At 69.6% G+C, this 17,397-nt stretch carries 17 protein-coding genes and 1 rRNA gene; 10 read left to right on the forward strand and 8 right to left on the reverse strand.

The annotated features are described in order from the left end of the window. The first annotated feature begins 1 nt into the window (after position 1). Positions 2-118: ribosomal RNA gene (rrf, locus tag RS84_RS03735) — 5S ribosomal RNA — on the forward strand. A 112-nt stretch (positions 119-230) separates the two neighbouring features. Here rrf and RS84_RS03740 read toward each other — a convergent pair. Continuing rightward, positions 231-1,010: an IclR family transcriptional regulator gene (locus tag RS84_RS03740; RefSeq protein ID WP_200891965.1), complete on the reverse strand. Its 780-nt coding sequence runs from the start codon at positions 1,008-1,010 to the stop codon at positions 231-233. 52 nt (positions 1,011-1,062) lie between these two features. On the opposite strand from RS84_RS03740, the gene hutH reads away from it, so the two are divergent. The 4 genes from hutH (at position 1,063) to RS84_RS03760 (ending at position 6,527) form a co-directional block, all read left to right on the forward strand. Continuing rightward, on the forward strand, positions 1,063-2,628 hold the full coding sequence (hutH, locus tag RS84_RS03745; protein WP_045256438.1) for a histidine ammonia-lyase: 1,566 nt from the start codon (positions 1,063-1,065) through the stop codon (positions 2,626-2,628). Continuing rightward, positions 2,625-4,280, forward strand: a complete 1,656-nt coding sequence (gene hutU, locus RS84_RS03750) for a urocanate hydratase (RefSeq protein WP_045256439.1) — start codon at positions 2,625-2,627, stop codon at positions 4,278-4,280. The genes hutH and hutU overlap by 4 nt, the downstream gene beginning before the upstream one ends. Before the next feature lie 81 nt (positions 4,281-4,361). Beyond that, a complete protein-coding gene (gene hutI, locus RS84_RS03755; protein ID WP_045256440.1) occupies positions 4,362-5,525 on the forward strand; it encodes an imidazolonepropionase in 1,164 nt (387 codons plus the stop codon). Positions 5,526-5,597: 72 nt separating this feature from the next. Further along, positions 5,598-6,527: an agmatinase family protein gene (locus RS84_RS03760; RefSeq protein WP_045256441.1), complete on the forward strand. Its 930-nt coding sequence runs from the start codon at positions 5,598-5,600 to the stop codon at positions 6,525-6,527. A gap of 165 nt (positions 6,528-6,692) precedes the next feature. On the opposite strand, the gene RS84_RS03765 is transcribed toward RS84_RS03760, so the two are convergent. Both RS84_RS03765 and RS84_RS03770 read right to left on the reverse strand, forming a co-directional pair. Next, the gene (locus RS84_RS03765; protein WP_045256442.1) at positions 6,693-7,442 is read right to left on the reverse strand and encodes a sulfite exporter TauE/SafE family protein; all 750 of its coding nucleotides are present in this window, start codon (positions 7,440-7,442) and stop codon (positions 6,693-6,695) included. 67 nt (positions 7,443-7,509) lie between these two features. Then, complete coding sequence (locus tag RS84_RS03770) at positions 7,510-8,037, reverse strand: hypothetical protein (RefSeq protein WP_045256443.1); 528 nt, start codon at positions 8,035-8,037, stop codon at positions 7,510-7,512. 69 nt (positions 8,038-8,106) lie between these two features. On the opposite strand from RS84_RS03770, the gene rlmN reads away from it, so the two are divergent. Next, on the forward strand, positions 8,107-9,441 hold the full coding sequence (gene rlmN / locus RS84_RS03775) for a 23S rRNA (adenine(2503)-C(2))-methyltransferase RlmN (protein WP_200891966.1): 1,335 nt from the start codon (positions 8,107-8,109) through the stop codon (positions 9,439-9,441). Between the two features lie 138 nt (positions 9,442-9,579). Here rlmN and RS84_RS03780 read toward each other — a convergent pair whose 3' ends face one another. Further along, on the reverse strand, positions 9,580-10,209 hold the full coding sequence (locus RS84_RS03780; RefSeq protein ID WP_045256444.1) for an NAD(P)H-dependent oxidoreductase: 630 nt from the start codon (positions 10,207-10,209) through the stop codon (positions 9,580-9,582). A gap of 64 nt (positions 10,210-10,273) precedes the next feature. Between RS84_RS03780 and RS84_RS03785 the strand changes: the two genes are divergently transcribed. After that, complete coding sequence (locus tag RS84_RS03785; RefSeq protein WP_045256635.1) at positions 10,274-10,840, forward strand: TetR/AcrR family transcriptional regulator; 567 nt, start codon at positions 10,274-10,276, stop codon at positions 10,838-10,840. A 119-nt stretch (positions 10,841-10,959) separates the two neighbouring features. Here RS84_RS03785 and RS84_RS03790 read toward each other — a convergent pair whose 3' ends face one another. Beyond that, complete coding sequence (locus tag RS84_RS03790) at positions 10,960-11,442, reverse strand: SixA phosphatase family protein (RefSeq protein ID WP_052676199.1); 483 nt, start codon at positions 11,440-11,442, stop codon at positions 10,960-10,962. A 104-nt stretch (positions 11,443-11,546) separates the two neighbouring features. Between RS84_RS03790 and RS84_RS03795 the strand changes: the two genes are divergently transcribed. Further along, positions 11,547-13,100, forward strand: coding sequence for a DUF4407 domain-containing protein (locus RS84_RS03795; protein WP_082062021.1), 1,554 nt, complete (start codon positions 11,547-11,549; stop codon positions 13,098-13,100). A 42-nt stretch (positions 13,101-13,142) separates the two neighbouring features. On the opposite strand, the gene RS84_RS03800 is transcribed toward RS84_RS03795, so the two are convergent. Then, entirely contained in the window at positions 13,143-14,075 is a 933-nt protein-coding gene (locus RS84_RS03800; RefSeq protein WP_045256445.1) for an AraC family transcriptional regulator, read from the reverse strand. A gap of 124 nt (positions 14,076-14,199) precedes the next feature. Here RS84_RS03800 and RS84_RS03805 point away from each other — a divergent pair, with 124 nt between their 5' ends. Both RS84_RS03805 and RS84_RS03810 read left to right on the forward strand, forming a co-directional pair. Continuing rightward, positions 14,200-14,454, forward strand: a complete 255-nt coding sequence (locus tag RS84_RS03805) for a DUF4242 domain-containing protein (RefSeq protein WP_045256446.1) — start codon at positions 14,200-14,202, stop codon at positions 14,452-14,454. 82 nt (positions 14,455-14,536) lie between these two features. After that, positions 14,537-15,550 carry an aldo/keto reductase family protein gene (locus tag RS84_RS03810; protein WP_045256447.1) on the forward strand — a complete coding sequence of 338 codons (1,014 nt, stop codon included), beginning with the start codon at positions 14,537-14,539 and terminating at the stop codon, positions 15,548-15,550. A gap of 110 nt (positions 15,551-15,660) precedes the next feature. On the opposite strand, the gene RS84_RS03815 is transcribed toward RS84_RS03810, so the two are convergent. Both RS84_RS03815 and RS84_RS03820 read right to left on the reverse strand, forming a co-directional pair. Continuing rightward, complete coding sequence (locus RS84_RS03815; protein WP_045256448.1) at positions 15,661-16,167, reverse strand: glycine cleavage system protein R; 507 nt, start codon at positions 16,165-16,167, stop codon at positions 15,661-15,663. A gap of 142 nt (positions 16,168-16,309) precedes the next feature. Then, positions 16,310-17,368, reverse strand: coding sequence for a PLP-dependent cysteine synthase family protein (locus tag RS84_RS03820; RefSeq protein ID WP_045256449.1), 1,059 nt, complete (start codon positions 17,366-17,368; stop codon positions 16,310-16,312). Positions 17,369-17,397: the final 29 nt, after the last annotated feature.

The raw sequence follows: 17,397 nt of genomic DNA on the forward strand, positions 1-17,397 counted from the left end.
TTTCGGCGGCCATAGCGTGAGGGAAACGCCCGGTCACATTCCGAACCCGGAAGCTAAGCCTCACAGCGCCGATGGTACTGCAGGGGGGACCCTGTGGGAGAGTAGGACACCGCCGGACTTCTTTTAAACAAGAAAGACCACCCAAAGCTGGGTGGTCTTTCTTGCGTTAACGGTGCAAACGCCGCACGAGCAACGTGAGGATTCGCTGCGCAACGACGGCTGTCGTTCCGTCAGCGCTTGAGTCGCGTCTCGAGAGTCGCGGCGGTCGATCCGACGGCATCCGCCAGTGCGCCCTGGTCGAGGTCGCCGTCGGCCCAGGTCACCGCCACCGCGGCGATCGGCCAGCCCGTATGATCGTGCACTGCGACTCCGACGCTGCGCAGCCCGTCGGCGACCTCGCTGTCCTCCGTCGCGTACCCGCGGGCGCGGACTTCGCGCAGCAATTCGCGCAGTTCGCGAGGCGTACGAGGCCCGAGCCCGGTGCGGTCAGGGAACGCGGAGGCGCTGGGGTACAGGGCGCGCACCTGCTCGCGCGGGAGTGAGGCGAGCATCGCCCGTCCGGACGCGGTGAGATGCGCCGGCAGCCGGACTCCCACGTCGGTGATCAGGGCTGGCCGTCGCGGGGCGCGCTCCTCGACGATGTAGAGGACGTCGCCTCCGCTCATGACCGCCAGGTGCGCGCTCTCGCCGAGACGGTCGGAGAGCGCCGCGACCAGCGGGCGTCCTACTCGCGCGAGCGGCTGCTGTCTTGCGTACCCTCCGGCGAGCTCGAACGCAGAGGTTCCCAGCCCCCATCGGCGATCTTCGCGCAGGTGCAGGACGAACCCGTGAGTCGCGAGCGTGGTGAGCAAGTGATAGACGGTGGATCGCGGGAGCGAGAGCTCTCTCGCAATGGCGGATGCCGCGACCGGCGCCGGGCGGCCCGCGAGGTAGCGCAGGATGCGCAACGTGTTCTCGGCCGCGGGCACCTGGGAGGAGCCGGCATCCGAAATGTCTGGGATCACAGACAAAGGATGACACGATCCCCTGCCTCGCGCGACCTCCACGGTGTGGAATCGAGATATGAGTGATCTGCCCGCAGTCCTGGTCGGCACCGCACCGCTGAGCCCCGCCGACGTCGTCGCCGTCGTGCGCCACGGCGCACCTGTCGTCATCGCCCCCGACGCACTCGAGCGCGTCGCCGCGACCCGCAGCGTGATCGACGGTCTCGCCGCCGATCCGAACCCGCACTACGGCGTCTCCACCGGGTTCGGCGCTCTCGCGACGACCTTCATCGCTCCGGATCGCCGCCGGCAGCTGCAGGCGAGCCTCATCCGGTCGCACGCCGCCGGCACCGGGCCAGAGGTCGAGCGTGAGGTCGTCCGCGGGCTGCAGCTGCTTCGCCTGCAGACGCTCGCCTCTGGGCGCACGGGTGTGCGGCCGGTCGTGGTCGAGACCTACGCGGCGCTGCTGAACGCCGGCATCACGCCGATCGTGCGCGAGTACGGTTCGCTCGGCTGCTCGGGCGACCTCGCCCCCCTGGCCCACATCGCTCTCGCGACCATGGGAGAGGGCGAGGTCCGCGTTCATGACTTCCGGTCATCGAGTGAGCGAACCGAGACGGAATCAGTTCCGGCATCCGAGGCTCTCGCCGCCGCCGGCATCGAGCCGCTCACGCTCGTCGAGAAGGAGGGCCTCGCCCTCATCAACGGCACCGACGGGATGCTGGGCATGCTCGTGCTCGCGCTGCACGATCTCGAAGAGCTGCTCATCACCGCCGACATCGCGGCCGCGATGTCGATCGAGTCGCAGCTCGGGACGGATGCCGTCTTCGCCGCCGATCTGATGGCACTGCGTCCGCAGGTCGGGCAGGCCGCGTCGGCCGCGAATCTTCGCGCCTTCCTCGGAGACTCGCCGATCGTGCACAGCCACAAGGGCCCCGAGGACGGGCGGGTCCAAGACGCGTATTCGCTGCGCTGCTCGCCCCAGGTGCACGGCGCCGCTCGTGACACGATGGGCTACGCCGCGACCATCGCCGGTCGTGAGCTCGCGAGCGTGATCGACAACCCGATCATCACGATCGACGGCCGCATCGAATCCAACGGAAACTTCCACGGCGCACCGGTCGCCGCGGTGCTCGACTTCCTGGCCATCTCGGTCGCCGATGTCGCCTCGGTCTCGGAGCGCCGCACCGATCGCGCACTCGACCCCGCACGCAACCACGGACTGCCTCCGTTCCTCGCCGACGAGGTCGGGGTCGACTCGGGCCTCATGATCGCACAGTACGCTGCGGCCGGCATCGTGTCGGAGCTCAAGCGGCTCGCGGCACCGGCATCCGTCGACTCCATCCCGTCGTCGGCGATGCAGGAGGACCATGTCTCGATGGGCTGGGCCGCCGGCCGCAAGCTCCGCCGCGCGATCGACGGCCTGGGGCGGGTGCTCGCGATCGAGATCCTCACCGGCGCGCGCGCACTCGACCTGCGCGCGCCGCTCGAAGCGGGCCCCGCCACCGGCGCCGTGCGCGATCTCGTCCGCACGGTCGCCGCTGGTCCCGGTCCGGACCGCTTCCTCTCTCCCGACATGGAGGCCGTGACAGCGCTCGTGCAGTCCGGCGCCATCGCACGCATCGCAAAGGAGCACGTGAAATGAGCACGACCCACACGAACATCCGGGCGCCGCGCGGCAACCAGCGCACCGCCAAGAGCTGGGGCGCGGAGGCCGCCAAGCGGATGCTGATGAACAACCTCGACCCCGAGGTCGCCGAGCACCCCGAGGACCTGGTGGTCTACGGCGGCACCGGCAGGGCCGCCCGCAGCTGGGAGGCGTACGACGCGATCGTCCGCACGCTCGACGAGCTGGAGCCCGACGAGACGCTGCTCGTGCAGTCCGGCAAGCCGGTCGGCGTGTTCCGCACGCACGAGTGGGCACCGCGCGTGCTCATCGCCAACTCGAACCTCGTCGGAGACTGGGCGACGTGGCCCGAGTTCCGCCGCCTCGAGCAGCTCGGCCTCATGATGTACGGCCAGATGACGGCCGGGTCGTGGATCTACATCGGATCGCAGGGGATCCTGCAGGGCACCTATGAGACCTTCGCTGCCGTCGCGCGGTCGCTGGGCAGGGAGTCGCTCAAGGGCACCCTGTCGCTCACCGGCGGCGCGGGTGGCATGGGCGGCGCGCAGCCGCTCGCCGTCACCATGAACGACGGTGCCGTGCTGATCGTCGACGTCGACGAGAGCCGTCTCGCCCGCCGCGTCGACCATGGCTACCTCGACGTCTACTACACCGACCTCGACGAGGCCATCGCCCGTGCGGTCGCGGCCAAGGAGGCCGGCGAGGCGCTGTCGGTCGGCATCGTCGGCAACGCCGCCGAGGTGTTCCCCGAGCTGTTCCGCCGGGGTGTGCCGATCGACATCGTCACCGACCAGACCAGCGCCCACGACCCGCTCGCCTACCTGCCGATCGGCATCGCGGTCGCTGACTGGAAGGCCGAGGCCGAGCGTGACCCCGAGGAGTTCACCCGTCGCTCGCGCGAGTCCATGGCCGCGCACGTCGAGGCGATGGTCGCCTTCCAGGATGCCGGCGCCGCGGTGTTCGACTACGGCAACTCGATCCGCGCCGAAGCAGTGCTCGGCGGCTTCGACCGGGCCTTCGAGTTCCCCGGCTTCGTGCCCGCGTACATCCGCCCGCAGTTCGAAGAGGGCCGCGGTCCGTTCCGCTGGGCCGCGCTCTCGGGCGACCCGGAGGACATCCGCAAGACCGACCGCGCGATCGCCGAGCTGTTCCCCGAAGACGCGGCCCTACACCGCTGGCTCGAGAAGGCAGGGGAGAAGGTGCACTTCGAGGGGCTGCCCGCCCGCATCTGCTGGCTCGGCTACAAGGAGCGCCACCTCGCGGGCCTCAAGTTCAACGAGATGGTCGCCTCGGGTGAGCTCTCCGCTCCGATCGTGATCGGCCGCGACCACCTCGACTCGGGCTCCGTCGCCTCGCCCTACCGCGAGACCGAGGCCATGAAGGACGGCTCGGACGCGATCGCCGACTGGCCGCTGCTGAACGCGCTGCTGAACACGGCATCCGGTGCGAGCTGGGTGTCGCTGCACCACGGCGGCGGCGTCGGAATCGGCCGCTCCATCCACGCCGGTCAGGTCACGGTCGCAGACGGTACGCCGCTCGCGGCCGAGAAGCTCGAGCGCGTGCTCACGAACGATCCGGGCACCGGAGTCATGCGTCACGTCGACGCCGGCTACGACCACGCGAAAGACATCGCGCGGGAGCGCGGACTCAAGGTCCCGATGGGACTCTGACACCGGACCGCGTCCCGCTCTGCTCTTCCGGTCGGGGGACTTCACGGAGCAGAGTGGGACGCACCCATCTGCGAAGGCGACATGCGCACACTCATCACGAACATCGGCGAGCTGACCACGAACGCAGCAGGCTCTGCGGCCCCGCACCACGCCGTGCAGGATGCGGCTGTGCTCATGGAGGACGGTCTGATCACCTGGGTCGGCCGGGCTGATGAGGCGCCCGGTGCGGAAGAGATCATCGACGCCGAGGGCCGCGCCGTGATCCCCGGCTTCGTGGACAGCCACAGCCACCTGGTGTTCGGCGGTGACCGCGCTGCCGAGTTCGAGGCGCGGATGGCAGGCCAGAAGTACGCGGCAGGCGGCATCCGCTCGACCGTCGCAGCCACCCGCGCCGCCACCGACGACGAACTGCGCGCACGACTGCGCGGCTTTCTCGACGAGATGCACGCACAGGGCACCACGACCGTCGAGATCAAGAGCGGCTACGGTCTCGACGTCGAGACCGAGGAGCGACTCGTTCGTCTCGCGGCCGAGGTGACGCCCGAGGTCACCTTCCTTGGGGCCCACGTCGTGCCGGCCGACTACGCCGACGACCCCGAGGGCTATGTCGATCTCGTCACGGGGCCGATGCTCGAGGCGTGCGCGCCGCACGCGAGGTGGATCGACGTCTTCTGCGAGACCGGCGCCTTCTCCGTCGAGCAGTCGCGGCGCGTGCTCGAGGCCGGCATCGCCCGCGGGCTCGCACCGCGGGTGCACGCCAGCCAGCTCGGCCCAGGGGGCGGGGTCCAGCTTGCGGTCGAGCTGGGCGCGGCATCCATCGACCACGGCACCTATCTGACGGATGACGACGTGGCGGCGCTCGCCGCGTCCGAGACCGTGCTGACTCTCCTGCCGGGGGTCGAGTTCTCGACCCGTCAGCCGTATCCGGACGCGCGCCGTCTGATCGATGCCGGGGTCACGGTGGCACTCGCGTGCGACACGAATCCGGGCTCGAGCTTCACCAGCTCGATGCCGTTCTGCATCGCGGTCGCGGTGCGCGACATGGGCATGACCCCCGCCGAGGCCGTCTGGGCCGCGACCGCGGGGGGCGCAAGGGCTCTCCGGCGCGAGGACATCGGCGTCATCGCGCCGGGGTACCGGGCGGATCTGGTGCTGCTCAGGGCGCCGTCGCGGATTCACCTGGCCTACCGGCCAGGGGTGCCGCTCGTCGAGCGGGTGTGGAAGGACGGCGTGCAGGTCGCCTGAGCTGTGCGCGCTGTCGACGTGCGCGAGCGAGCAGAGGAGCAGCGCGGGCAGCGCCCGCGGGAACGGAGAATCATGGCACTGACTCATAGCGTGCGTGCGCCGCTGGCTCACGACGAACTCTGGCCGCGGGCAGGATCCTGGCCCGCCTTCGCCGCCGGGGAGAAGGCGGATGCCGTGCTCCTCGGCGTCCCGGCCTGGCGTACGTCGCTGTCGCCGACGGGTGCGCATGCGACGCCGGCCGCGATCCGCGACGCGCTGCCGCGCTACAGCGCGACCCTGATGGGGCCGCCGGTGATCGATCTGAACGAGGCGCTGCACATCGTCGATGCCGGTGACATCGACGAACCCGACGGCGATGACGGCATCGCCGCGACGATCGCGCGGGTGGCCGAGCTCGCCGATGCCGCGCCCCTCGTCATCGCGCTCGGAGGCGACAACTCGCTGACCTATCCCGTCGCCAGAGGCGCCGGGGCCACCGGACTGATCACGATCGACGCGCATTTCGACCTGCGCGACGGGGTGTCGAACGGCTCGCCCGTGCGTCGTCTGGTGCAGGATGCGCCTGCGGCCGAGCGCATCGACCCGACGCGCATCGTGCAGATCGGCATCGCCGACTTCGCGAACTCGGCCGCCTACGCTCGGCGCGCAGCGGAGTGGGGCATCCGCGTGATCACGCTCGACGAGCTGCGCCGTCGGGGCATCGTCGATGTCGCGGCCGAGGCTCTCGAGATCGCCGGAGCCGGAGCGGATTCCCGCATCCACCTCGATGTCGATGTCGACGCCGCCGACCGCTCGGTCGCACCGGGATGCCCCGCGAGCGTGCCGGGAGGTCTTGCCGCCTGGGAGCTGCGGGCGCTGGTGCGCGCGCTCGCCGGGAGCGAGCAACTGGTCAGCGCCGATCTCGCCGAGGTCGACGCCACTGCCGACACGGAGGATCAGCGCACCGTGCGTCTCGCCGCACTGTGCGTCTTGGAACTGCTTGCGGGGTTGGCGGGGCGCTGACGCGGGACCGATGCCTGCGTCTTGGAACTGCTTGCGGGGTTGGCGGGGCGCTGACGCGGGACCGATGCCTGCGTCTTGGAACTGCTTGCGGGTTGGCGGGGCGCTGACGTGGGACCGACGCCTGTGCCTTGGAACTGCTTGCGGGGTTGGCGGGGCGCTAGGTTCTCAGAACAGCAGGTACGCCGCTCCCACGATCGTCAGCACGATCACGAGCCTCTCGAACAGCTGCTGCGGAATGCGCTTCGCGATGCGCAGACCCACGAGCGCTCCCGCCACCACGAGCGGCGTGAGCGCCAGATCCATCAGCAGCACCTGAGGCGTGAACAGCCCCAGCCCCGCGAGGAACGGCACCTTCACGAGGTTGACGATCGCGAAGAACCACGCCGAGGTGCCGAGGAACACCTGCACCTGCGTGCGCGTCGCAAGGAAGTACATCGCCATGACGGGTCCGCCCGCGTTCGCGACCATCGTGGTGAATCCGCCGAGCGCGCCGTAGGTAGACGACAGCACGACGCCGCCGTGCACCGGAGGCGGAGCATCCGCTCTGTTCTGTCTCCACCGTCGCCAGAGCGTGATCGCGATCATCAGCAGGAGGATCACCCCCACCGCGCGACGCACGATGCCGTCGTCGGCGAGGGCGAGGAACAGGAACCCCGCGAGCAGACCGGCGATCACGGCCGGTGCCAGCCGGAGCAGAGTCGGCCAGTGCGCGTGTCGGCGATAGGCGATCAGCGCGAAGACGTCGCCGACGATGAACAGCAGAAGCATCGCGGCTGTCGACGTGCGCGCGGGCAGCACCGCGGCGAACAGCACGACGGCGAGCGTCGCGCCGCCGGGGACGGCCGCCTTCGACAGTCCCGTGACGAGAGCGGCGAGGCCCAGAGCGATCCACGCCCAGACGCCGAGATCGATCATCGGGGCTCCTTCGAGGGGGATGTCCCTATTCTCCCGCGGATGCCGAGGGGCGCGTCACCGCCAGAGCTCACCGCCAGTGGTCGATCGCGCGCTTGGATTCCGCGAGCCCGAGACCCGTGTGCTCGCGGAACAGCTTGATGGCCTGGATCTGCTGGTTGGCGCTGAGGAGGTGGTCGATCTGCGCGGCTGCGGACACAGGCAGCATCGAGCGCGGGGAGCCCGACGTGACAGACGTCGCTGCGGCCGACGCGTGCGAGACGGCGGCCAGGTGCGGCGCGGTCGTGCTGATCGACCAGTGGTCGATGCGGTCCTTCGCCTCTTTCAGGCCGACGCCCGTGTGCTGACGGTACAGCTTGATCGCATGGATCCTCTGTCCGGCTGCGACCAGCCGATCGATCTCGGCGATCGCCGTAGGCGTGAGGCCGGATGCCGGGCTCGACGCCGAGGTGGCAGGAGCCGTGCGCGCCATCGTGGGCGACGGCGTGTACACCTGCGCCTCGGGTTCCTTCGGGCGCATTCCGCGCAGCGCCGCGACGAGGATGATGAGGCCGACGATGACCACGATGACGATGCCGACCAGCAGCAGGAGCTCCATGAGGCTCAGTCTAGGCAGGCCGTCCACGGTCCAGGCGCTTCCCACCCGGCACCGCGTACCCTGGAGGGTATGACCGAGAATCCCCGCGCGCGCGAGACGCGCCCCGCGACAGCGCCCGCGCAGGGGAAGGTCCGCGCGACCGGCACCCAGGTGCGTCCTGATTCCCTTTCTGCGAACGGCTCCCAAGGGGCCGGCGCCCAAACCCAGGTGCGCCCCAAGACGGAGGGCTGGACGCAGCAGAAAGACGCCGAAGGACGCCCGCTGCTGCAGTTCGCGAGCCCGAAGCGCGGCAAGCCGCCCGTGCACCTCGCCGACCTCACCCCCGCTGAGCGCGTCGAGAAGGTCAAGGAACTGGGGCTGCCGGGTTATCGGGCGAAGCAGCTGTCGACGCATTACTTCACGCACTACACCTCGAACCCGGCAGACATGACGGATCTGCCCGCCGGCATCCGCGATGATCTCGTCGGCGGGATGCTCCCCTCGCTGCTCACCGAGGTGCGTCGCCTGGAGACCGACCGCGGCGACACGATCAAGTTCCTGTGGCGGCTGCATGACGGCGCGCTCGTCGAGTCGGTGCTCATGCGCTACCCGGGCCGCATCACGCTGTGCGTGTCGAGCCAGGCCGGCTGCGGCATGAACTGCCCGTTCTGCGCCACCGGCCAGGCCGGCCTCACGCGCAACATGTCGACCGCCGAGATCATCGAGCAGATCGTGCGCGCGAACCGCCTGATCGCCGAGGGCGGACTCGGAGGCAAGAAGGCCGACGACCACTCGATGGAGCGCGTCAGCAACATCGTCTTCATGGGCATGGGCGAGCCGCTCGCGAACTACAAGCGCGTGATGGATGCCGTGCGCGTCATGGTGGCGGCGCAGCCCGACGGCCTCGGCATGAGCGCCCGAGGCATCACGGTCTCGACCGTCGGGCTGGTGCCGGCGATCAACAAGCTCGCCGACGAGGGCATCCCGGTGACCTTCGCGCTCTCGCTGCACGCACCGGACGACCACCTGCGCAATGAGCTGATCCCGGTGAACTCGCGCTGGAAGGTCGACGAGGCGCTCGACGCCGCGTACGGCTACTACGCGAAGACGGGCCGGCGCGTCTCGATCGAGTACGCGCTGATCAAGGACATGAACGACCACGCCTGGCGCGCCGACCTCCTGGCGGAGAAGCTGAACGCCCGCGGTCGCGGCTGGGTGCACGTGAACCCGATCCCGCTGAACCCGACGCCTGGTTCGATCTGGACCTCGTCCGACAAGGACGTGCAGAACGAGTTCGTGCGCCGTCTCAACGACGCCGGCATCCCGACGACCCTGCGCGACACCCGCGGCAAGGAGATCGACGGCGCATGCGGCCAGCTGGTCGCCACCACCGAGGACGAGGCCGCCGCTGCAGCGATCGGCTGAGCTCGCCCCGTCTCGCTTCTCGACGGCGAGTGGTTCACAACTCCTCAAGAACGGGCCGGATCCCTGCGGATCCGGCCCGTTCTGCGCTCGTGCGCCGGAAATATGAGGAGTTGTGAACGTCCGAGCGGCGGGTCGAGGTCAGGATGCCGTGCTGTCGGCGAGTTCCCGCACGCTCAGCGGCGTGTCTGTGCGGTGCGCCGCGTCGCGGATGCCGTCACGCGCGCCCAGGGTCGCGGCGCGTGCGAGCCACGAGTCGATCCGGGCGGGCGAAGCGTCTTTCACTCCGAGCATCCGGTGCGTGCGCACCGAGCGGATGCCGCAGAGCCGCATCGTGTTGCGGGCGATCTGCGTCTGCGCGGGCAGGCCGGTGAAGGGCGCCGCATACCAGGGCGTGTCGGCGAGCAGCAGCAGCCGGCCGCGCCGCGCAGGCAGCATGCCCACGGGCAGCCCCAGGTTCGTGTAGCGGTACTCCTGCTGCGGCAGCAGCGCGCGGTCGAAGAATCCCTTGAGCACAGCAGGCACCGACCCCCACCAGAGCGGGGTCGCGATCACGACCGTCTGCGCCTCGTGCAGCGCCCGCTTGGCGTCGACGAGATCGGGCTCGAGAGTCATCCGCTCGCGGTAGCCGAAGCGCAATGAGAGGTCGAATTCGAGGTCGCGCAGGGCGAGCACCTCGGCATCGCCGTGGGCGTCTGCGTAGCGACGGGCGAGTTCTGCCGTGAGGGATCGTGCATCGGGGTGGCCGTCGATGATGAGTGCGGATGCCATGAGTGCTCCTATCTGGACAGTGTCAACTTGGTGGACACTGTCAAGATAGGAGAGGATGTTGCTCGTGTCAAGTTCTCGTGCGGGGTATCACCACGGCGATCTCGCGCAGGCGCTCGAGAATGCGGCGATGCAGCTGCTCGCCGAGAAGCCCGCGCAGGAGATCAGCCTGCGCGAAGTCGCGCGCGCCGCGGACGTCAGCCACAACGCTCCGTATCACCACTTCGCCGACCGGCGCGGACTGCTCAAGGTCCTCGCCGAGCGGAGCATGGCCGACCTCGTCGCCGAAGTGCGCGCGGCCACGGCCGACGTCGACGCGGTCAGCGCTCTGATCGAGGGCGGTGCAGCGTATCTCCGCTTCGCGGTCGAACGCCCCAACGGCTTCGACGTGATCTACGACCCCACGGTCTGCATCCCCGGAGCTCCCAGCGAGATCATGGCACCGCTCATCGCCGAGCTCGAGAACCTCCTCGGCACGGCATCCGCAGCGGCGGGCCTGTCCGGTGACGACGCCTTCCTCGGCGTGTGGGGGCTGATGCACGGCCTGGGAACGCTGTGCGCCGCCGGGCACTTCCCGCTGGATGCCGCGCTCGCCGCATACGACGCGAGCATCCGGCGGATGCTGCCCCTCTGACGCTGAGCGCTCGCCCGCTCAGCGTCGAGTTCACTGCTCGTCGACGAGTTCACTGTTTGTCGACGTCTGGAGGCCGTGCATTCGGCACGTTGCCGTGCACTCGGCGGATTCGCCTGGGCTCAGACTCCGTCGCGGGGAGCGCGCACCCGCAGCAGGCGCCCTGCGCCCTCGATGAGCTCGGCCCAGGAGCCGATGTCGACAGCGCACTCAGCGACGGCGCCCGTCGGAAGCTCCGCGTAGGCGCCGGTCAGTTCGTCGACCGCGTCGGTCATTCCGGGATTGTGTCCGACCAGCATCGCGACGTCGGCATCGTCCGGCAGGGCTGCCGTGATGGCCAGGATCGCCCGGGCGGATGCCGCGTACAACGACGGCTCCTCGATGATCTCCGCACCGGACGCCGCGGCGTACTCCTCGGCGGTGCTGCGTGCGCGGACGGCGGTGCTCGACACGATCACGTCGACGCGGACGCCCTCGTCGACGAGTCTCCGCGCCATCGCCGGAGCGTCGCGGCGGCCCCGGGCGTTCAGCGGCCGGTCGTGGTCTGCGAGGCCGAGCACGCCCCAGTCGGACTTCGCATGACGGGCGAGCAGCAGGGTCTTCATAGCTCAAGCCTGGCATCGTCAGCGACCGTCCGCATCCCGAACCTGTGAGCGCCTCGCAGGGATCGTCCGGGGGATGCACAGGCGTGGTTCCCTACCCTCGAAGGATGGCCTATTCCGCGCATCGCCCCGGCCGGATGGACTCCCAGGGGCGGATCTCGTTCGACACCGACGCCCCTCAGGGCTCCGTGACCGACGACGACCTCGACTTCCTGCGGGCGTTCGAGCCGTCGGGCAGCGAGTCCTCCGCAGACACCGCGACGCAGCCCACGGCCGTCATCGACCCGCTCGAGGGGGAGCCCGCTCCGGCATCCGCTCCTCGCGAGAAGAAGCAGCGCGCACCGCGCCCCAAGCGCGAGAAGAAGCCGCGCGTGCCCGGCTCGCGCCTGCGCACCCTCGCGATCCTCGGCGGTGCCGAGGGCGAGATCCTCGATCGGGTGCCCGGTGAGACCCCGCGCTTCGTGCAGATGTTCTTCGTGCTCGCGGGCACCGCGCTGGTCTCGGCGATCTCGATGCTGTTCGCGCTGACGACCGGCGTGGGCGCCGTGATCTGGCTGGCCGTGCCGCTCGCGATCGTGTGGGCCCTGATCATCTTCAACCTCGATCGGTTCCTCACCTCGACCATGGCGTCGACCAAGAACGTGTGGCGACTGATCGGGCTCGCGATCCCGCGTGTGATCATGGCCGCGATCATCGGATTCGTGGTCGCCGAGCCGCTCGTGCTGCAGATCTTCCACAACGACATCGCCCGTGAGGTGGCATCCACCAACATCACGCAGGCGCAGTCCGATCAGGATGCTCTCGAGAACGGCCCGGAGAAGAAGGCGCTGGATGCGGCCTCAGAGCATCTGGCAGAGCTGCAGAACCAGGCGGCCACGGGTATCGTCGCCGGCACCGATTCGGCGTCCGCGAGCGAGTCCGCCGCGCAGGCGACGGTCGACGACCTCACCGCCAAGATGACGGCTCAGCAGGCTGTGATCGACCAGGCGCGCGTGCTGTACCAGTGCGAGCTCACGGGAGAGGGCGCGGGCACGGTTCCCGGCTGCACCGGCGTGAACGGCGAGGGCGCGAGCTCGGATGCCGCGAAGACCCAGCTCGCCGAAGCCCAGCAGACCTACGACGCGCTGGCCGCTCAGCTGCGCACGGCGAACGAGGAGCTCGCCGCTGCGGGCACCTCGGCCAAGGAGAACACCGCCAGCTCCGAGAAGCAGAACCGTGCGGAGGCGCAGTCGCAGCTTCCGGCGGCGCAGAAGACGTACGACGCGGCGCTCGCCGCGTACAACGCGAGGGCGGATGCCGTCGCCCAGGGCAACGCGGGCGCGACGGGCCTGCTCAGCCAGATCAGCGGACTCAACCGGCTCAGCGAGAAGGAGCCCACGATCCTGTGGGCGCACTGGCTGATCGCCGCCCTGTTCTTCATGATCGAGCTGCTGCCCGTGCTCGTGAAGGTGCTGACCTCGTACGGTGAGCCCACGCTGTACGAGAAGGCCGCGGCCATCCGCAAGCAGGTGTCGCTCGACAAGGTGACGGCCGAGGGATTCCGCGACCGTGCCGAGATCGTGTCCGCGCAGTCTCAGGCCGTGGACTCGGCGACGGCGGAAGGCGCTCCGGGCTCTTCCCCGGCACCAGCCCCGGCTCCATCTCCCGCGCAGGCGACCTGAGCGCCGGCATCCGCCCGCTCCGCCCGGCATGCGGGGCCGGCCTCAGCGGCGCCTCACGCGCCACACGCTCGGCGAGGCGGAGTGCTCGCGCTTGAAGGCCCTGCTGAACGCCTCTTCGGACTCGTACCCCACACGGTGGGCCACAGCGACCAGGCCCATGTCCGGAGTGCGCAGCAGTTCTTCCGCGAGGTGCATCCTCCACAGCGTCAGATAGCGGATCGGTGCAAGGCCCAGCACGACCCGGAACCTCTCATCCAGGGCGCTCGCCGACGCGTGCGCCTCTCGGGCGAGCGTCTCGACGCTCCACTTCCGTTCGGGAGCGGAGTGGATCGCGGCGAGGGCGGGGGCGAGCACCGGGTCGCGCAGAGCCTTCCACCAGCCGCTCGTCGACGCGGGCGCGGCAGCCAGGTAGAGCTTGAGGATCTCGGCGAGCAGGAGCTCGGGCACCGAGGTCGGCGACACCACGCGGTCGGCCGTGACACGGGTCGTCTGCTGCAGCGCGTAGGCGATGCTCGCGTTCACCCACTCTCTGGCGGGCCCCGGCGGGGGAGTGGTCACGAAGACGGACGGGAAGACGCGCAGGCGAGGGTCGAACAGCGCGTCGTCGCAGCTCAGGTAGCCGCAGACGACCTCCGTCGCGGCGCCGCCGAGTCCGTGTCTGATGACCGGCAGGCGCTCCCACGGGGGCGGTTCGAGGATCTGCGCGATCGGCACCGGTGTCGCATCGTCGGAGCCGCCCATCCGGTGCTGGTCGTTGTAGGGCAGCACGATCACGTCACCCGCGCGGGCCCAATGGCGCTCGCCGCCTGCCTCGATCCAGCAGCGTCCTGACGCGACGACGTGGAACAGCACCAGCTGGCGCTCGCCCGGGGCGAGGATGGCGGTCACATCCTGCGGCGGCAGCGATTCGTACGCCCAGGGCTCGCTGTACTCGCCACGCAGGAAGATCGCTCCGCGCAGTCGCAGACGCCCCAATGCCTCTTCGAGAGAGAAAGCGGGTTCCCGGTCAGGAGCGGCGGGGGCGCGGTCATGGTCAACAGACCCGCCCTTCATGAGACTCAGTGTGACAGAGAAAAACCCGAGTGGAAGGAAAGATGAGATGCCTCTCTTCATCGATGTGCACGAACAGCTCCCGGAAGGCGCAACGGCGGGCGACGTCGCGGCAGCGCACACGGCCGACCTGTCGCTTCAGGAGCAGTACGGCGTGAACTACCGCCGGTATTGGGTCGACGAATCCAGCGGCAAGGCGTTCTGCCTCGTGGAGGCGCCGGATGCCGAATCCGCCATCGCGGTGCACCGCGAGGCGCACGGGCTCGTCGCCGACAGGATCTTCGAAGTGGTCGAAGGCGGTTGAGGCTGCGGACGTGCCGGGGCGCGGATGAGACCGGTCACGGAAATCCGGCCCCGGCATCCGCTCCCGCCGGTAGCGTGGAATCATGGTCAACTATCGCTATCTCGGCAACAGCGGTCTCAAGGTCTCTGAGATCACCTACGGCAACTGGGTCACGCACGCCTCGCAGGTCGGCGACGACGCGGCGGTCAAGACGGTGCACGCCGCCCTGGATGCCGGCATCACCACATTCGACACGGCGGACACCTACGCCAACACGGCCGCCGAGGTCGTGCTCGGCGATGCGCTGAAGGGGCAGCGCCGCGAGGGGCTGGAGATCTTCACGAAGGTCTACTTCCCGACCGGCCCGAAGGGCCCGAACGATACAGGGCTCTCGCGCAAGCACATCCTCGAGTCCATCAACGGCTCGCTGAAGCGCCTCGGCACCGACTACGTCGACCTCTACCAGGCGCACCGCTTCGACTACGAAACGCCGCTCGAGGAGACCTTCCAGGCATTCGCCGACGTGGTCCGTCAGGGCAAGGCGCTCTACATCGGCGTCTCGGAGTGGACCGCCGAGCAGCTGCGCGAAGGACACGCGCTCGCGAAGCAGCTGGGCGTGCAGCTCATCTCGAACCAGCCGCAGTACTCGATGCTGCACCGCGTGATCGAGGGCAAGGTCGTCCCCGCGTCCGAGGAACTCGGCATCTCGCAGATCGTCTGGTCGCCCATGGCGCAGGGCGTGCTGAGCGGCAAGTACCTGCCCGGTCAGCCGGTGCCCGACGGCTCGCGCGCGACCGACCCGCACTCCGGCGCCGACTTCATCAAGGGCCTCCTGCGCGACGAGATCCTCGAGGCGGTGCAGCGGCTCAAGCCGATCGCCGCCGAGGCCGGGCTCACGATGCCGCAGCTCGCGATCGCGTGGGTGCTGCAGAATCCGAACGTGGCGGCGGCCCTCGTGGGCGCTTCGCGCCCGGAGCAGCTCGCCGACACCGTGAAGGCGTCCGGGGTGACGCTCGACGCCGACACGATGGCGGCGATCGACACCGCCCTCGGCGACGTGCCGAACCGCGACGCCGAGCACACGTACTCGGTGTCGCCGAAGGCCCGCCTGGTCTGAGCGCCGGGGTCCTCGCACCGAGACCCCCATCTGTCACCGAGACCCCCACCTGCTGACGTCAGCAGGTGGGGGTCTCGGCAATAAGCGGGGGTCTCGAGGTGCCGGGCGACTCAGCCGACGGTGATGTCGACCTGGATCTCGGACGCAAGGCGCTCGAGATCCGCCTGCAGGGCGTCGAGGTCGACGGATGCCGGCACCTTCGCGATCACGGACGCCTCGAACAGGCGCCCGCCCGCCATGGCCGCGTCGCGGGTCTCGGTCGCGAGCTCCTCGATGCTCAGCGCGTGCGCGTTCAGCACGCCGGAGATCTCGCGCACGATGCCGGGTCGGTCGTTGCCGAGCACCTGGATCCCGAGCGAACGGTCGTCGTCGGCTGCGGCATCCGATCCCGTGAGCACTGCGACGGTCAGCAGTCCTTCGAGAGCATGCAGCGCCTGCTCGAGCTCGGCTGCACGGTCGGCCGCGACCGAGACCTCGATCACTCCGGCGAAGGTTCCCGCGAGCTCGGCCAGGCTGCTGTTCTCCCAGTTTCCGCCGTGGGCGTCGACGACGTCGGCGACGGCGGCCACGAGGCCAGGACGGTCTGCACCCGCGACGGTGAGGATCAGAGTTGTCATGGCGACAGCGTAGCCCCGCCGACGGTCGGTCTCGCCTGGTCGCTGTTCACAACTCAGGAAGATGGCTGTCGGAGCCGGCTGAGAACGGCTGATTCGCCTCGACGGTGCGCGAACATCCTGAGTTGTGGACGTCGGGGACCGCTCACTCCATCCAGTCGCCGGTCTTGAGGAACCGCTCTAGGCGCGCGCGGTGCGGTGCGAGGTCCCACCCCTGCTCGGCGACCCACTCGTCGGAGTAGTAGGTGCCTGCGTAGCGGACTCCGCTGTCGCAGATGAGCGTGACGACGCTGCCGGTCTCTCCGGCGGCGCGCATGCGCGCGATGAGCTGGAACGCGCCGTAGAGGTTCGTTCCGGTCGAGCCGCCTGCCCAGTGCAGCGTGCGCTCCTTGAGCAGCCTGATCGCCGCGATCGAGCCGGCGTCGGGGATCCGCAGCATCTCGTCGATCACGCTCGGCACGAACGAGGGCTCGACGCGGGGCCGGCCGATCCCCTCGATGCGGCTCGGGCGGCCGGCCGGAGCATCCGGGGTGCCCGCCCAGCCGTCGTAGAACGCCGAGCCCTCGGGGTCGACGACCGCGACCTGGGTCTCATGCCTGCGGTACTTCACATAGCGGCCGAAGGTCGCGCTTGTGCCGCCGGTGCCCGCGCCGACCACGATCCAGCGGGGGATCGGATGCCGCTCCTGGGAGAGCTGGCTGAACACGCTCTCGGCGATGTTGTTGTTGCCGCGCCAGTCCGTCGCGCGCTCGGCGAAGGTGAACTGATCGAGGTAGTGGCCGCGGCAGTCGCTCGCGAGCCGCCGGGCCTCGGGCGAGATGTCCTCCGCCCGGTCGACGAAGTGACAGCGGCCGCCGTAGAACTCGATGAGGTCGATCTTCTCCTGGCTGGTCGACCGCGGCACGACGGTGATGAAGGTGAGCCCGAGCATCCGGGCGAAGTACGCCTCGGAGACGGCGGTCGATCCGCTCGACGACTCCACGAGCACGGTGTCCTCGCGGATGCGGCCGTTGACCAGGCCGTAGAGGATCAGCGAGCGCGCGAGGCGGTGCTTGAGCGAGCCGGTCGGATGCACCGACTCGTCCTTCAGGTACAGGTCGATGCCCCAGTCGGCCGGCAGCGGGAACAGGTGCAGATGCGTGTCGGCGCTGCGGTTGGCGTCGGCCTCCAGCAGGGCGATCGCAGTGCTGGTCCAGGAGGTCATGGTTCCGAGGGTACCCGGGCGGCGGCATC

The organism is Microbacterium hydrocarbonoxydans, from assembly GCF_000956475.1.
GTDB classification, from domain to species: domain Bacteria; phylum Actinomycetota; class Actinomycetes; order Actinomycetales; family Microbacteriaceae; genus Microbacterium; species Microbacterium hydrocarbonoxydans_A.